Raw genomic sequence first — 15,577 nt, forward strand, 5'->3', positions numbered from 1 at the left:
GAACCTCGCAGATCTTGCCGGACATGCCATAGAGTCTTTGACCGGAATGCCCGCTGACCCGTGACGACGCGGTCACCGGGGATACCCGCCGCGGTGGTGGCCAACCGATAACGGCCAACCGAGAAAGTACACAGCGATGAATTTCGCCGTTTTGCCGCCGGAGGTGAATTCGGCGCGCATATTCGCCGGTGCGGGCCTGGGCCCAATGCTGGCGGCGGCGTCGGCCTGGGACGGGTTGGCCGAGGAGTTGCATGCCGCGGCGGGCTCGTTCGCGTCGGTGACCACCGGGTTGGCGGGCGACGCGTGGCATGGTCCGGCGTCGCTGGCGATGACCCGCGCGGCCAGCCCGTATGTGGGGTGGTTGAACACGGCGGCGGGTCAGGCCGCGCAGGCGGCCGGCCAGGCGCGGCTAGCGGCGAGCGCGTTCGAGGCGACGCTGGCGGCCACCGTGTCTCCAGCGATGGTCGCGGCCAACCGGACACGGCTGGCGTCGCTGGTGGCAGCCAACTTGCTGGGCCAGAACGCCCCGGCGATCGCGGCCGCGGAGGCTGAATACGAGCAGATATGGGCCCAGGACGTGGCCGCGATGTTCGGCTATCACTCCGCCGCGTCGGCGGTGGCCACGCAGCTGGCGCCTATTCAAGAGGGTTTGCAGCAGCAGCTGCAAAACGTGCTGGCCCAGTTGGCTAGCGGGAACCTGGGCAGCGGAAATGTGGGCGTCGGCAACATCGGCAACGACAACATTGGCAACGCAAACATCGGCTTCGGAAATCGAGGCGACGCCAACATCGGCATCGGGAATATCGGCGACAGAAACCTCGGCATTGGGAACACCGGCAATTGGAATATCGGCATCGGCATCACCGGCAACGGACAAATCGGCTTCGGCAAGCCTGCCAACCCCGACGTCTTGGTGGTGGGCAACGGCGGCCCGGGAGTAACCGCGTTGGTCATGGGCGGCACCGACAGCCTACTGCCGCTGCCCAACATCCCCTTACTCGAGTACGCTGCGCGGTTCATCACCCCCGTGCATCCCGGATACACCGCTACGTTCCTGGAAACGCCATCGCAGTTTTTCCCATTCACCGGGCTGAATAGCCTGACCTATGACGTCTCCGTGGCCCAGGGCGTAACGAATCTGCACACCGCGATCATGGCGCAACTCGCGGCGGGAAACGAAGTCGTCGTCTTCGGCACCTCCCAAAGCGCCACGATAGCCACCTTCGAAATGCGCTATCTGCAATCCCTGCCAGCACACCTGCGTCCGGGTCTCGACGAATTGTCCTTTACGTTGACCGGCAATCCCAACCGGCCCGACGGTGGCATTCTTACGCGTTTTGGCTTCTCCATACCGCAGTTGGGTTTCACATTGTCCGGCGCGACGCCCGCCGACGCCTACCCCACCGTCGATTACGCGTTCCAGTACGACGGCGTCAACGACTTCCCCAAATACCCGCTGAATGTCTTCGCGACCGCCAACGCGATCGCGGGCATCCTTTTCCTGCACTCCGGGTTGATTGCGTTGCCGCCCGATCTTGCCTCGGGCGTGGTTCAACCGGTGTCCTCACCGGACGTCCTGACCACCTACATCCTGCTGCCCAGCCAAGATCTGCCGCTGCTGGTCCCGCTGCGTGCTATCCCCCTGCTGGGAAACCCGCTTGCCGACCTCATCCAGCCGGACTTGCGGGTGCTCGTCGAGTTGGGTTATGACCGCACCGCCCACCAGGACGTGCCCAGCCCGTTCGGACTGTTTCCGGACGTCGATTGGGCCGAGGTGGCCGCGGACCTGCAGCAAGGCGCCGTGCAAGGCGTCAACGACGCCCTGTCCGGACTGGGGCTGCCGCCGCCGTGGCAGCCGGCGCTACCCCGACTTTTCTAAGCGGTCCACAAACCGTGCACGTCAGCGGATGGGCTGAGGAACGCCGGCATCGCGCGCGGCTCCGTTGTCCAGCGCGACGTCCACCAGCCGGTTGGCTGCCGGCAACAGCTCGCCTAGTTGCAACGGGTACACCCGCTCGCCCGCCGCCACCAGCTGCGCGATGTCGTTCGCGTCACACCAGCGGGCATCGCGAATATAGCGGCGTTCCAACTCGGTTCGCCCCTGCACAGCAGGCTCGAACCGACGCGTCCGGTGCACCAGGTAGAACTCCTCGCTGTCGATCAGCGACCCGTTGAACTCGAAGACCTCGTCGCGTCGCCAGATAGGTCCGATCATGTCGGCCGGGGCCACCCGCAGACCGGTTTCTTCGGCCAGCTCCCGGGCGGCGGCCTGGGCCAGCCGCTCACCCGGTCGCACTTGGCCCCCGACGGTGAACCACCACTTCGGCGCCGCGCCGTCCCGAAACGCCGGGTTCGCCGGATCCGATCCGCACAGCAACAACACGGCACCGCTGTCATCCAATAGCACCACCCGCGCCGAGGTGCGGCGACCGGACGCACCCTGATCGCCGTGCACCAATGCGTGGGGTCGCTCGACGATCTCGAAATAGGTTGGCAGCACAGCGGTTCCACCAAGCCGCAGCAATCGCACCAGCCGTCGTTCCCCCAGAGCGAGGGTGTCGCGAACGGCGTCGTTGTGGAAGCGGCGGGCCAGCAGGACGCGGGCTTCCGCGTCGGCTAACTCGGCGATCAGGGCCGCGGGCAGCGACGCGGGGTTGACCATCGCCAACGCGGCCGAAAGCTCGTTCTCCGCATTCTCGCGCGCATGCCGGGGCGCGCCCTCCGCGGCGTCGGCTAAGGCGGCCAGCCGACTGCCCTGGGGGGCACCGCCGTACGCGTCGATCGCCACCGCACGTGCCACCACCGCTCGTCGCGCGAGCGCGCTGTCCAGCGACTGCCACGACAAGTCATAGCGCACGTTCAACCGGTTCAACCGGTTGGCCGTCTGATATCCCCAGGCGCCGAACGCAACCAGCACAACGAGCAGCACTGCGCCGGCCAGGACCAGCCACGTCATCAGCTGGCCACCTGAACCTTGGCGCCCGACCCGGCGACCGTCTCGTACACTCGCATGATCTGGCTGGCCACCACCGACCAGTCATACCGGCGGACGGCCGCGTTGCCGGCCGCCACATAGCGCTCCCGCAGGACATCGTTCTCCAGCACCGCAATCAGTCCATCGGCCAACGCGGCGGCCTGCAAGTCTGGCGGGTCCACCGGCACCAGGTGCCCGACCTCACCGTCGCGCAGCACACGCCGGAAGGCGTCGAGGTCGCTGGCCACCACCGCAGTGCCGGCGGCCATCGCTTCGACCAGCACAATGCCGAAACTCTCACCGCCGGTGTTGGGCGCACAGTAGACGTCGGCGCTGCGCATCGCCGAAGCTTTTCCGGCGTCGTCCACCTGACCCAGAAAGCGCAGGTGCGCCGCCAAACGGCCCGCCTGGCCGCGCAACTGGTCGGCGTCGCCGTGGCCGACGATCAGTAGCTGGACATCCGGAAACCGCTGCACCACCTTCGGCAGCGCGTCGAGCAAAACGGCCATGCCCTTGCGGGGCTCGTCGTAGCGACCCAGGAACAACACCGTTTTACCCTGGCGCGGGTACCCGTCCAGCCGCGCTGCCGAGGCGAAGGAATCAACGTCCACCCCATTGGGGATCTCCACCGCATCGGATCCCAACGCCTCCATCTGCCAGCGCCGGGCTAGGTCGGACACCGCGATCCGGCCGACGATCTTCTCGTGCATGGGCCGCAGAATGCCCTGGAACACCGTCAGCGTCAGCGACTTGGTGGTCGAGGTGTGAAATGTCGCCACAATCGGGCCCTCGGCAATGTTCAGGGCCAGCATCGACAGGCTCGGCGCATTCGGCTCGTGTAGATGCAGTACGTCGAAATCACCATGCGCAAGCCACTTTTTGACCTTGCGGTGGGTCGCCGGACCGAACCGCAGCCGGGCCACCGAGCCGTTGTAGGGAATCGGAACCGCCCTACCACCGGAGACAAAGTAATCAGGCAGTGCGGCATGCGGGGAGGCCGGCGCGAGCACACTGACCAAGTGGCCGCGGGTGCGCATCACCTCGGCAAGCTGTAGCACATGCGACTGCACCCCGCCCGGGACGTCGAACGAGTACGGACAAATCATGCCGATCCGCATCAGGCTTTCCTCATCTGGACCTCAGTTGCGCCCGCCGCGATTCGGATAAGTCGGCCAGCCACTGGGGCTGCAGCATGTGCCAATCCGCGGGATGGGCGGCAATGTTCTGCGCGAAGCGGTCGGCCAGCGCCTGTGTGATGGCAGCGACGTCACCGCTGGTGCAATCCAGCGCCGGATACACCTGGAAACCCCAGCCGCGGCCCTCGAACCAGCAATGTGTGGGCAGCAATGCCGCACCGGTCTCGACCGCCAGCTTCGCCGGCCCCACCGGCATCCGGGTGGGCTCGCCGAAGAAGTCGACCTCAACACCGGTGCGGGTGAGATCGCGCTCGGCCATCAGGCAGACCACTCGGTTGTTCCTCAGCCGCTCAGAGAGCACCTCGAACGGCGGCCGTTCGCCGCCGGACAGCGGCAGCACCTCAAATCCCAGGCTTTCGCGGTAGTCGATAAAGCGCTGGTACAGCGATTCGGGTTTTAGGCGCTCGGCGACGGTGGTGAAGGTGCCGTGCCGCTGCACCAGCCACATCCCGGCCATATCCCAGTTGCCGCTGTGCGGCAACGCCAGCACGGCACCGAGGCCCGCGGCCAGCGCCGCGTCCAGGTGATCCAGTCCACCGATCACGCGGTCGAGCTGGCGGGCCAGCTTGCGGTGGTTTATCGTCGGCAGCCGGAACACCTCACGCCAGTAGCGCCCGTAGGACTCCAGCGAGGCGCACATCAGCGGGTCCGGCACCGCGGCTGGCGGCACACCCAGGACGCGGGCCAGGTTCTTGCGCAGCTGCTCGGGCCCGCCGTGGCGGGCAAAGTAGCGCGCTCCGGTGTCGAATGCGTTGCGTACGGCGAACTCTGGCAGCGCCCGTACGGCCATCCAGCCGGCCGCATACGCCCAGTCGGTCGCGGTGCGCGTCACGGAACTGCGCGGATCTTTGGGCAGCTTCAAGCCCTTAAGGCCGGCAATCACCGGTCGCCCTTTCCAGGAATCGCCATCCGATCGATGGCTCCGGGTGAAGTCCAGACCGTGTGCAACCGCTGCACGCAGGTGATCACGCTGGCGACGGCCAGCAGCCACATCCCCACCGACAACGCCGGCGGCCAGGGCACAAACGGGAAGTCCGACACCCCGGCGCCGGTCAGCACGATGATCAACCGTTCCGGCCGTTCGATGAAGCCGCCGTCGCCGCGCAGCCCGCTGGCCTCCGCCCGGGCCTTGATGTAAGAGATCACCTGCGAGGTGACCAGACAGATCAAGGTCGCGATCACCAGCGGTCGGTCGCGCATGTGAAACGCTATCCACCACAGCAGACCGCAGAACACCGCGCCGTCACTGATGCGGTCACAGGTGGCGTCCAGCACCGCGCCGAAGCGAGTGCCGCCCCCGCGCTCCCGGGCCATCGCCCCGTCCAGCATGTCGAACAACACGAAGAACCACACCACACACGCACCCGCGAACAGCTTGCCCATCGGGAACAGCGTCAGCGCTCCCGCCACCGACGCGGTGGTGCCCAGGATGGTGACGACGTCCGGCGTGAGGCCGACCCGCAGCAGTCCCCTGGCGATCGGGGTGGTAATCCGGGCGAACGCCGCCCGGGACAGGAAGGGCAGCTTGCTCATGGTTGCCGAGCCCACTCGGTGGCAAGCAGCCGACGGGTGTCGCGCAGCAGCTGCGGAATCACCTTGGAGCCCCCGATGATGGTGATGAAATTCGCATCGCCACCCCACCGTGGCACCACATGCACGTGCAGGTGCTCGGCCAGCGACCCGCCCGCCGATGTCCCTAGGTTCAGGCCGACATTGAAGCCGTGCGGACGCGACACGTTCTTGATCACGCGAATCGCCTTCTGGGTGAACGCCATCAACTCGGCGCTCTCCAAATCGGTGAGATCCTCGAGTTCGGATACCCGACGATAGGGCACCACCATCAAGTGCCCGGGGTTGTACGGGTACAGGTTGAGCACGGCGTAGACCAGCTTGCCACGAGCGACCACCAGACCCTCTTCGTCGGACAGCTGCGGGATCTCGGTGAACGGCTGCGCAGGGCTGGCCGAGGAATTGGGGTCACGCTTCACTGGCGCTTCGGCCAGGTAGTTCATCCGGTAGGGGGTCCATAACCGCTGCAGCTGGTCGCGCTGGCCGACACCCCGATCGAAGATGGTGTGGTCCTCGGTGGCCCGATCCGTGCGGTCCTCGTCACTCACGACCGGCCACTTTCACCAGTTCCGCTGTAGGAACCGCATTTTCGCGGTCAGCGATCCAGGCGACAATGGCCGCCACCGCATCGTCACGGGCCACACCGTTGATTTGGGTGCGGTCACCGAACCGGAAACTCACCGCGCCGGCGGCGACGTCACGATCACCCGCCAACACCATGAACGGCACCTTGTGGTTGGTGTGGTGCACGATCTTCTTGGCCATCCGATCGTCGCTGGCGTCCACCTCGGCCCGCACCCCGTGCGACTTCAGTTGCGTGGCAACCTCTTCCAGATAGGCGACGTGCTCATCGGCGACCGGGATGCCGACCACCTGCACGGGCGCCAACCAGGCCGGGAACGCCCCCGCGTAGTGCTCGGTGAGAATGCCGAAGAACCGCTCGATCGACCCAAATAGCGCGCGGTGGATCATCACCGGGCGGTGGCGGGTTCCGTCGGCGGCGGTGTACTCCAGGCCGAAACGTTCCGGAAAGTTGAAGTCCAGCTGGATGGTCGACATCTGCCAGGTGCGGCCCAGCGCGTCTTTGACCTGCACTGAAATCTTGGGCCCGTAGAACGCCGCGCCGCCTGGATCGGGCACCAGCTCCAGCCCGGATTCGGCGCCCACCTCGGCCAGCACGGTGGTGGCTTCCTCCCAGACCTCCTCGGCGCCGACGAACTTCTCCGGGTCCTTGGTGGACAGTTCGAGGTAGAAGTCGGTGAGGCCGTAGTCGGCGAGCAGGTCGAGCACAAACCGCAGCAGCGACCGCAGCTCGTCGCGCATCTGGTCGCGGGTGCAGAAGATGTGCGCGTCGTCCATGGTCAGCCCACGCACCCGGGTCAACCCGTGCACCACACCGGACTTCTCGTAGCGATACACCGTGCCGAACTCGAAGAGCCGCAACGGCAGTTCCCGATAGGATCGCCCGCGCGCGCGGAAGATCAGGCAGTGCATCGGGCAGTTCATCGGCTTGAGGTAGTAGTCCTGGCCGGGTTTGCGCAGCGAGCCGTCGGCGTTGTACTCCGCGTCGATGTGCATCGGGGGGAACATGCCGTCGGCGTACCAGTCCAGATGTCCCGAGGTGTGGAACAACTGGGCCTTGGTGATGTGCGGGCTGTTGACGAACTGGTAGCCCGCCTCGGTGTGCTTGCGCCGCGAGTAGTCCTCCAGTTCGCGACGCACGATGCCGCCCTTGGGGTGGAAAACCGCTAGGCCGGAACCGATTTCGTCGGGGAAGCTGAACAGGTCCAGCTCGACACCCAGCTTGCGGTGGTCGCGGCGCTGCGCCTCTTCGATGAACTCCAGGTGCCTGTCGAGCGCCTCCTGGGATTCCCACGCGGTGCCGTAGATCCGTTGCAGGCTGGCGTTTTTCTGATCGCCCCGCCAGTAGGCGGCCGAGCTGCGGGTGAGCTTGAACGCCGGGATGTGTTTGGTGGTCGGGATGTGCGGTCCGCGGCACAGGTCGCCCCAGACGCGCTCGCGGGTGCGGGGGTTGAGGTTGTCGTAGGCGGTGAGCTCGTCACCGCCGACCTCCATGATCTCGGCGTCACCCGATTTGTCGTCGACGAGTTCCAGCTTGTAGGGCTCGTTGGCCAGCTCGGCGCGGGCCTGTTCGGTGGATTCGTAGACCCGCCGGTCGAACAGCTGGCCTTCCTTGACGATCTGGCGCATCCGCTTTTCCAGCGCCGCCAAGTCCTCGGGCGTGAACGGCTCGGGCACGTCGAAGTCGTAGTAGAAGCCGTCGGTGATGGGTGGTCCGATGCCGAGCTTGGCCTGCGGAAACAGCTCTTGGACGGCTTGGGCCAACACGTGCGCGGTCGAATGGCGGATCACGCTGCGACCGTCGTCGGTGTTGGCGGCCACCGGCGTGATATCGGTGTCGACGTCGGGCACCCAGCTCAGGTCGCGCAGGTTGCCGTCGGCGTCGCGCACGACGACGATCGCATCGGGCGTACCGCGCCGCGGTAAACCCGCTTCGCCGACGGCGGTGGCCGCGGTGGTCCCGGCAGGAACCCGAATTCGGGCTTGCGACGGGTCGCCGCCATCGACTCCCGGGGCGGGTTGTGCGGGGGCGCTCATCGGGTCGGTCTCCAAGGCTTGGACGTGTCGAAACGATCGCGACCATGCTATCGGGGCGCACGTCGACGACCGTAAGCCGAGTGACCGGATGGGTTTTCGATCACCGGTGTGGGCGATCGGTACCGGGCAGGTGACCGGGTGCTCTACGGCGGCTCGATGAGCCCAAAGGATGTTGACGACCTGGCTACCCAGCAGGACGTCGACGACGGACAGTCGATAGAGCGTCGCTGGACGGGGAGCGGTCAGCGACGCTGGCGGCGGTCGCCGCCGACGGGCCGCTACCGTAGCAACTCGCAAATCCAGGTCTGGATTTCCGGCGCCGGCCGGCTCCGTTAGCCGTCGGCTCCGTTGGTGCCGGCCAGGCCGGGTGGCCCCAACAGTGATGCACCGCCGCTGCCGCCGGGCCCGCCGAAGCCTGGAGCGCCATTGAAGAGGCTCCCGGCGCCGCCGTTTCCGCCGTTTCCACCGTTGCCGATCAGTCCGACGCTGCCGCCGTTCCCGCCTTTCCCGCCGTCACCGCCGGACCCGCCAGCAGTGCCGGCGCTCGCTCCGTTCCCGCCGGCCCCGGCGCTCCCACCGGCCCCCGCGTTGCCGATGAGGGCATTGCCGCCGTTTCCACCGCTGCCGCCGCTACCGCCATTCCCTCCGAAGGCCGTAACAGACCCGGGCGACCCGGCGGCACCGCCGTTTCCGCCGGCCCCGCCGTTACCGTAGAGTAGCCCGCCGGCGCCGCCGTTACCGCCTTGCCCGCCAAACCCAACGCCCCCGAAATCGGCGGACACATCACCACCGGCTCCGCCGGCTCCGCCATTGCCGCCGTTGCCGATCAGTCCGGTGGTTCCGGCGTGACCACCGTTACCCCCGAATCCGGACGCTGGACCGTTCTGAGAAATGCCTGCCCCGTTTCCGGCGGCCCCGCCGTCCCCGCTGTTGCCGATCAGTAGGCCGCCGTTCCCGCCGTTCCCGCCGTTGCCGCCGCTAGCCCCCGCGGAGGGCTCGCCGCCGCCGGTGCCCCCGGCCCCGCCGGTCCCGCCGGCGCCGATCAGCCCGGCGTTGCCGCCGTTCCCACCATGCCCGCCGATAGCGAGGTTGGTGCCGGCCCCACCGATCCCGCCGTTCCCGCCGGCCCCGCCGTTGCCGAACAGCCATCCACCGGCGCCGCCGGCTCCGCCGTTCGCGCCGGCCTCAAAGGGTAGGCCCTGGCCGCCAGCTCCGCCGGCCCCACCGTTGCCGATCAACCCGGCCGCACCGCCGGCCCCGCCGGCCTGCCCGGGTGCCCCCGACCCGCCGTTGCCGCCGTTGCCCCACAGCCACCCGCCGTTACCGCCGGCTTGCCCGGTCCCGTCGATCCCGTTCGCGCCGTCGCCGATCAATGGGCGCCCGGTCAGCGACTGAACGGGTGCGTTGATCGCATCGAGCACGTTCTGCAGCGGTGTTGCGCTGGCCGCTTCGGCGACCGCGTAGGTGCTGCCAGCTTGGCTTAAGGCCAGCACGAACCGTTGCTGATAGGCCGCGACCTGCGCGCTGATCGCTTGATAGTGCTGGCCGTGGCTGCCGAACAGCGCGGCGATCGCCGTTGACACCTCGTCTTGGGCGGCGGCCAACACCTGGGTGGTCGCCGCCGCCGCGGTGTTGGCGGTGTTGATCGCCGAGCCGATCCGCGCTGCATCGGCCGCGGCTGTGGACACTAACTGTGGGGCCACGTTGACAAACGACATCGAAATCCTCCTGACCGCCACGATGTTGAGATGCGGGCGGCCCACCGCCTGTTACCGCCGCGGTGGGTAACCGTTTATTCGGACGATCCCTGCCGTTCCACGCCTGGGCGCAGGCACAAACCGCACCAACATTGGTGGAACGTGGTGCACACTGCACCTGGGGTTCTGCCCTCATCGTGTGGCAGCAGGCGAAACCCGCGCGGACGAGAACTCTTCCGCCAAGCAGCACAAATCGCCCTACACCCCAGTGAATCTCCGGACGCCACTACGACAGCGCGCAACGGTCGCCTCATCGACTGTGTGCACGCGCGCTTCGCGATGCGCTGCCGTGGCAAGCTGGCCAGGTGGACCTCAATGCGCTGGCCGATCTGCCGCTGACCTATCCGGAGGTGGGCGCGACAGCGACCGGACGACTGCCCGCGGGCTACAACCACCTTGACGTGTCGACGCAGATCGGCACCGGCCGCCAGCGTTTTGAGCAGGCCGCCGACGCCGTCATGCATTGGGGCATGCAGCGCAACGCCGGCCTGCGGGTGCGGGCCAGCTCCGAAACCGCCGTCGTGTCCGCGGTGGTGTTGGTGGGAATCGCTTTCCTGCGTGCGCCGTGCCGAGTGGTGTATGTCATCGACGAACCCGACGTGCGCGGATTCGGTTACGGCACTTTGCCGGGCCATCCGGTGTCCGGCGAGGAACGGTTCGCGGTTCGCTGCGACCCGATGACCTCCGTGGTGTTTGCCGAGGTGTTGTCGTTCTCCCGTCCGGCGACCTGGGCGAGCAAAGCCGCCGGGCCGCTGGGCGCGGTGACCCAGCGCTTCATCGCCCAGCGCTACCTGCGCGCGGTGTGAGGCGCCGGCGCCCTGGTTAAGGCCGCCCGATGCCTCCGCTGTGCACGCCCTGCGCCAGCCGGGCGAGCGCGATGGCGCCAACCAGCAAACCGAAGTCGCGCAGCGCGATGTCGTAGAAACCGGGTCCGGTGACCAGGTTGAGAATGATCCCGGCCAGCCAGGCCGCGACTACCCAGGCGCCGATGCGCGGTGCGACCGCAACCAATACGCCGGCCACAATCTCGATTGCCCCGACCAAGTACATGCATTGGTCGGCGGTGCCGGGCACGAGATCGTTGATCCAGCCGGCCAGATACATGTTCCAGTGCTGCGGATGGGTCAGCAGATTGAAGAACTTGTCCAGCCCGAACAGGATGGGCGCGACCGTGAACAGCGTGCGAAGCAATACGTATGCAGAGTATGCCGGATCCTTCAGCTGGTCTGCGAGAGCAGGGCTGGTCGTTGGTCTGATGCTCATAGCTGCCTCCCGACTTCTAACAGACAACAATTTGAACGTTAGATCCTATAGACTGTATCGTCAAGTGTTTTGTCTGTTAGAGATGGCTTGCTGAAGTGGACGGCCGAGCTTCCTTCGAACGCGACGTCGCCGGGATCGGGGCACTCGTGGATCCGGTGCGTCGCCAGCTCTACCAATTCGTGTGCTCACAATCGATGCCGGTGAGCCGAGACCAGGCGGCCGACGCCGTCGGCATCCCGCGCCACCAGGCGAAATTCCATTTGGACCGGCTCACTGCCGAAGGCCTGCTGGATACCGAGTACGCGCGCCTGACCGGCCGGTCCGGCCCCGGCGCCGGGCGGACCGCCAAGCTGTATCGCCGGGCCGGCCGCGACATCGCCCTCAGCCTTCCACAGCGGGAGTACGAGCTTGCTGGGCGGCTGATGGCCGCAGCCATCGTGCTGTCGGCCACCACCGGGGAGCCGACCGTGGAAGTGCTCAACCGGATCGCCCATGACTACGGCCAAGCCATGGGCGCCGCCGCCACCACCCGGCCGCCCGCAGACCCCGCGGCGGCGCTGGAGCTGACGCTGGATGTGCTGCGCAAGTACGGTTATGAACCCCGCCGCCCGGCTGGCCCTGGCGACGATGAGGTCGAGCTGGTGAACTGCCCGTTCCACGCACTGGCCCGGGAGCAGACCGAGCTGGCCTGCAATATGAACCACGCCTTGATCACAGGCGTGGCCGACGCGCTGGCACCGCACAGCCCGGCCGTTCGGTTGGCACCCGGACCGGCCCGGTGTTGTGTAGTACTCAAGCGATGTTCGGCTCACGACCCCGAGTGAGCATCGGGCAGGGATTTCAGCACGGTCAGCATGATCACCGAATCCTCGACGGCGTGCAGCGCATGCCGTGTCGGCGGAATCGCGACGTAGTCGCCGGCCCTGCCGTTCCACGCGTCCTCACCGGCGGTAAGGCACACATGGCCCTGCAGCACTTGCAGCGTCGCCTCGCCCGGGCTGTCATGCTCGGACAGGTCGTGGCCGGCAAGCAATGCCAGCACCGTCTGCCGAAGCTCGTGGGTGTGACCACCGTGGATGGTGTGGGCAGCCCGTCCGCTGTGTGTCTGTTGCGCCTCGGCCAGCTTTTCGGCGGCCAGGCTGGTCAGCGAAATGGATTCCATCGGCGCGTCCTTTCAGCCGTTCAGTAGCAGTATCCCCGCGACGAGCAACGCAACCACCTTGACTATCTCCAAACCGACATAGATGTGGTGACCGCGGGAGCGGGGAGCCTGCAGCCCGGCCAATACCTGATTGGACCGTCGAGTCAATCGAGGACGCACCGCAATCAACTGGACGGCCAACGCAGCCAACGCGACCGAAAACGCCGCGGCGATCCGCGCCGGCGTCGAGCCGACCACCACGATCGCGAGGATGACAAGGGCGAAACCGACCTCAACGGTATTGAGCGCACGGAAGACCAACCGGCCGATGCCGAGCCCGATCTGCAGCGTCACTCCTGCCGCCCGGAACTTCAGCGGAGCTTCCAGAAACGAGATCGCCACCACCATTCCCAGCCAGACGAACGCGACGGCGACCTCGATCGCCGGTCCGGCGCTCACCGAATGGCTCCTTCCAGCGGCGTGAAGTGGGCCAGGCACAGGTCGGGTTCGACGAACGCGTCGAGCCGGTCGACGGTGACTGGCGCCCCCCATGTTTGCAAGGCTCCCCGCATGATCCCTAAGTGGACGGGGCAGACGACACCGGCTTGAGTTTCGGCGAGTTCCAGAAACGGACAGTGCCGCAGACCGACCTGTTGCCTGCCGTTGGATGCCCGGCGCTCGGGAGCGAAGCCAAGGTCGTCAAGCACCGCGACCAAGTGGTCGATCGTCTCCTCGGTGTCGGCACCGGCCGGCGGCGCTTCGAGCTGGCGCCCCCACGCCCGGCCCGCGGACAACGCCATGGCCCGCGAATCCCGTTCGGCGGCAAGGCCACTGGCGAGGATCTCGGCAAGCAGCCGGTAACGCCGCGTCCCAGTGCTATCCGTCCGCCGGACCGCCCGAAACATCAGCGGCGGGCGCCCCGGTCGGCCGCGGCCGGGCTCGACCCGCTCCACCTGGCCATCAGCGACCAGGTTATCGAGGTGGAAGCGGACGGTGTTGGGATGCACGCCCAACTTGCCGGCGATCGCGGCGATGCTCATCGGAACCCGCGACGCACACAATGCCCGCAGCACCGCACGACGGCGCCCCACCGGCTCTTGCAGTGACCTGATGATGACACTCACCCCCATAAGGCTCGTCGGCTGCGCCTGAGCAATGCAGTAAGTTTACACAAACGGACTTGTAAAAACCTGCGGAGGTGGGGTCTATGGCCAACAAACGTGGCAATGCCGGGCAGCCTCTGCCCTTGTCGGATCGAGACGACGACCACATGCAGGGGCACTGGCTGCTGGCCCGGCTGGGCAAGCGGGTGCTGCGTCCCGGCGGCGTCGAACTCACCCGGACACTGCTGGCCCGCGCCGAGGTGACCGACGCCGACGTGCTCGAGCTGGCACCGGGCCTGGGCCGCACCGCAGCCGAAATCTTGGCCCGCAACCCGCGGTCGTACGTGGGGGCGGAGAGCGATCCCAACGCGGCCAACCTGGTCCGACACGTTCTCGCCGGCCGCGGCGACGTCCGGGTCACCGACGCGGCCGATACCGGATTATCCGACGCCAGCGCCGATGTCGTCATCGGCGAGGCGATGCTGACCATGCAAGGCAACGCGGCTAAACACACGATCGTCGCCGAGGCGGCGCGGGTGCTGAGGCCGGGTGGCCGCTACGCGATTCACGAACTAGCGCTGGTGCCGGACGACGTCGCAGAGCAGGTCCGCACCGACCTGCGGCAGTCGCTGGCCCGCGCGCTCAAGGTCAATGCGCGTCCGCTGACCGTTGCGGAATGGTCGCACCTCTTAGCGGGCCATGGACTGGTCGTCGAACACGTTGTCACCGCTTCCATGGCGTTGTTACAACCGCGACGGGTGATCGCTGACGAAGGCCTCCTGGGTGCGCTGCGGTTCGCCGGAAACCTGCTCATCCATCGTGCCGCGCGTCGGCGAGTCCTGTTGATGCGCCACACATTCCGCAGGCATCGTGAACGCTTGACAGCCGTCGCCATTGTCGCGCACAAACCGCACGTCGATTCGTGATCCATTGAGGACCTAAGCCCGTTGGGCTAGTGACAAACGCCTCCTGAGCAAAACCCTCCTCCCCCGTTACCGTCGTGCGGTAGGGACAAGCCACATCGGCCGAGCGGGCGATCAGCCAACGACAGGAGGACCGCGATGTCATCGGGCAATTCATCTCTGGGAATTATCGTCGGGATCGACGATTCACCGGCCGCACAGGTTGCGGTGCGGTGGGCAGCTCGGGATGCGGAGTTGCGAAAAATCCCTCTGACGCTCGTGCACGCGGTGTCGCCGGAAGTAGCCACCTGGCTGGAGGTGCCACTGCCGCCGGGCGTGCTGCGATGGCAGCAGGATCACGGGCGCCACCTGATCGACGACGCACTCAAGGTGGTTGAACAGGCTTCGCTGCGCGCTGGTCCCCCCACGGTCCACAGTGAAATCGTTCCGGCGGCAGCCGTTCCCACATTGGTCGACATGTCCAAAGACGCAGTGCTGATGGTCGTGGGTTGTCTCGGAAGTGGGCGGTGGCCGGGCCGGCTGCTCGGTTCGGTCAGTTCCGGCCTGCTCCGCCACGCGCACTGTCCGGTCGTGATCATCCACGACGAAGATTCGGTGATGCCGCATCCCCAGCAAGCGCCGGTGCTAGTTGGCGTTGACGGCTCGTCGGCCTCCGAGCTGGCGACCGCAATCGCATTCGACGAAGCGTCGCGGCGAAACGTGGACCTGGTGGCGCTGCACGCATGGAGCGACGTCGATGTGTCGGAGTGGCCCGGAATCGATTGGCCGGCAACTCAGTCGATGGCCGAGCAGGTGCTGGCCGAGCGGTTGGCGGGTTGGCAGGAGCGGTATCCCAACGTAGCCATAACCCGCGTGGTGGTGCGCGATCAGCCGGCCCGCCAGCTCGTCCAACGCTCCGAGGAAGCCCAGCTGGTCGTGGTCGGCAGCCGGGGCCGCGGCGGCTACGCCGGAATGCTGGTGGGGTCGGTAGGCGAAACCGTTGCTCAGCTGGCGCGGACGCCGGTCATCGTGGCACGCGAGTCGCTGACTTAG

General features: G+C 67.0%; 17 protein-coding genes. 6 read left to right on the plus strand and 11 right to left on the minus strand.

Translation table 11 applies throughout. The annotated features are described in order from the left end of the window. Nucleotides 1-136: 136 nt before the first annotated feature. Complete coding sequence (PPE42, locus tag Rv2608) at nucleotides 137-1,879, plus strand: PPE family protein PPE42 (protein YP_177893.1); 1,743 nt, start codon at nucleotides 137-139, stop codon at nucleotides 1,877-1,879. Between the two features lie 21 nt (nucleotides 1,880-1,900). Here PPE42 and Rv2609c read toward each other — a convergent pair whose 3' ends face one another. The 6 genes from Rv2609c to thrS are packed head-to-tail and all read right to left on the minus strand — an operon-like array spanning nucleotide 1,901 to nucleotide 8,358. Then, nucleotides 1,901-2,956 (minus strand): membrane protein, encoded by a 1,056-nt coding sequence (locus tag Rv2609c; protein ID NP_217125.1) that lies wholly within the window; start codon nucleotides 2,954-2,956, stop codon nucleotides 1,901-1,903. Further along, entirely contained in the window at nucleotides 2,956-4,092 is a 1,137-nt protein-coding gene (gene pimA, locus Rv2610c) for an alpha-(1-2)-phosphatidylinositol mannosyltransferase (RefSeq protein NP_217126.1), read from the minus strand. The genes Rv2609c and pimA overlap by 1 nt, the downstream gene beginning before the upstream one ends. A gap of 10 nt (nucleotides 4,093-4,102) precedes the next feature. Next, nucleotides 4,103-5,053: a phosphatidylinositol mannoside acyltransferase gene (locus Rv2611c; protein ID NP_217127.1), complete on the minus strand. Its 951-nt coding sequence runs from the start codon at nucleotides 5,051-5,053 to the stop codon at nucleotides 4,103-4,105. After that, nucleotides 5,050-5,703 carry a CDP-diacylglycerol--inositol 3-phosphatidyltransferase gene (gene pgsA1, locus Rv2612c; protein ID YP_177894.1) on the minus strand — a complete coding sequence of 218 codons (654 nt, stop codon included), beginning with the start codon at nucleotides 5,701-5,703 and terminating at the stop codon, nucleotides 5,050-5,052. Before pgsA1 ends, Rv2611c begins: the two co-directional genes overlap by 4 nt. Further along, on the minus strand, nucleotides 5,700-6,287 hold the full coding sequence (locus tag Rv2613c) for an AP-4-A phosphorylase (RefSeq protein NP_217129.1): 588 nt from the start codon (nucleotides 6,285-6,287) through the stop codon (nucleotides 5,700-5,702). The genes pgsA1 and Rv2613c overlap by 4 nt, the downstream gene beginning before the upstream one ends. Continuing rightward, entirely contained in the window at nucleotides 6,280-8,358 is a 2,079-nt protein-coding gene (gene thrS / locus Rv2614c) for a threonine--tRNA ligase (RefSeq protein NP_217130.1), read from the minus strand. Before thrS ends, Rv2613c begins: the two co-directional genes overlap by 8 nt. A 108-nt stretch (nucleotides 8,359-8,466) precedes the next feature. Between thrS and Rv2614A the strand changes: the two genes are divergently transcribed. Further along, entirely contained in the window at nucleotides 8,467-8,694 is a 228-nt protein-coding gene (locus tag Rv2614A) for a hypothetical protein (protein ID YP_177674.1), read from the plus strand. Here the strand turns inward: Rv2614A and PE_PGRS45 are convergent. Next, nucleotides 8,691-10,076 carry a PE-PGRS family protein PE_PGRS45 gene (gene PE_PGRS45 / locus Rv2615c; protein ID YP_177895.1) on the minus strand — a complete coding sequence of 462 codons (1,386 nt, stop codon included), beginning with the start codon at nucleotides 10,074-10,076 and terminating at the stop codon, nucleotides 8,691-8,693. The two genes, Rv2614A and PE_PGRS45, sit on opposite strands and share 4 nt — an antisense overlap. A 344-nt stretch (nucleotides 10,077-10,420) precedes the next feature. On the opposite strand from PE_PGRS45, the gene Rv2616 reads away from it, so the two are divergent. Beyond that, nucleotides 10,421-10,921 (plus strand): hypothetical protein, encoded by a 501-nt coding sequence (locus tag Rv2616; protein NP_217132.1) that lies wholly within the window; start codon nucleotides 10,421-10,423, stop codon nucleotides 10,919-10,921. Between the two features lie 16 nt (nucleotides 10,922-10,937). Here Rv2616 and Rv2617c read toward each other — a convergent pair whose 3' ends face one another. Beyond that, on the minus strand, nucleotides 10,938-11,378 hold the full coding sequence (locus tag Rv2617c; RefSeq protein NP_217133.1) for a transmembrane protein: 441 nt from the start codon (nucleotides 11,376-11,378) through the stop codon (nucleotides 10,938-10,940). Nucleotides 11,379-11,524: 146 nt separating this feature from the next. Here Rv2617c and Rv2618 point away from each other — a divergent pair, with 146 nt between their 5' ends. Next, nucleotides 11,525-12,202 carry a hypothetical protein gene (locus Rv2618; protein ID NP_217134.1) on the plus strand — a complete coding sequence of 226 codons (678 nt, stop codon included), beginning with the start codon at nucleotides 11,525-11,527 and terminating at the stop codon, nucleotides 12,200-12,202. On the opposite strand, the gene Rv2619c is transcribed toward Rv2618, so the two are convergent. The 3 genes from Rv2619c to Rv2621c are packed head-to-tail and all read right to left on the minus strand — an operon-like array spanning nucleotide 12,187 to nucleotide 13,649. Continuing rightward, nucleotides 12,187-12,540 (minus strand): hypothetical protein, encoded by a 354-nt coding sequence (locus Rv2619c; RefSeq protein ID NP_217135.1) that lies wholly within the window; start codon nucleotides 12,538-12,540, stop codon nucleotides 12,187-12,189. The genes Rv2618 and Rv2619c overlap by 16 nt on opposite strands. Before the next feature lie 12 nt (nucleotides 12,541-12,552). Next, a complete protein-coding gene (locus tag Rv2620c; protein ID NP_217136.1) occupies nucleotides 12,553-12,978 on the minus strand; it encodes a transmembrane protein in 426 nt (141 codons plus the stop codon). Further along, nucleotides 12,975-13,649: a transcriptional regulator gene (locus Rv2621c; RefSeq protein NP_217137.1), complete on the minus strand. Its 675-nt coding sequence runs from the start codon at nucleotides 13,647-13,649 to the stop codon at nucleotides 12,975-12,977. Before Rv2621c ends, Rv2620c begins: the two co-directional genes overlap by 4 nt. A gap of 77 nt (nucleotides 13,650-13,726) precedes the next feature. On the opposite strand from Rv2621c, the gene Rv2622 reads away from it, so the two are divergent. Then, complete coding sequence (locus tag Rv2622; RefSeq protein NP_217138.1) at nucleotides 13,727-14,548, plus strand: methyltransferase; 822 nt, start codon at nucleotides 13,727-13,729, stop codon at nucleotides 14,546-14,548. A 135-nt stretch (nucleotides 14,549-14,683) separates the two neighbouring features. Continuing rightward, nucleotides 14,684-15,577 (plus strand): universal stress protein, encoded by an 894-nt coding sequence (gene TB31.7 / locus Rv2623; RefSeq protein ID NP_217139.1) that lies wholly within the window; start codon nucleotides 14,684-14,686, stop codon nucleotides 15,575-15,577.

Source organism: Mycobacterium tuberculosis H37Rv (genome assembly GCF_000195955.2).
In the GTDB taxonomy this organism is placed as follows: domain Bacteria; phylum Actinomycetota; class Actinomycetes; order Mycobacteriales; family Mycobacteriaceae; genus Mycobacterium; species Mycobacterium tuberculosis.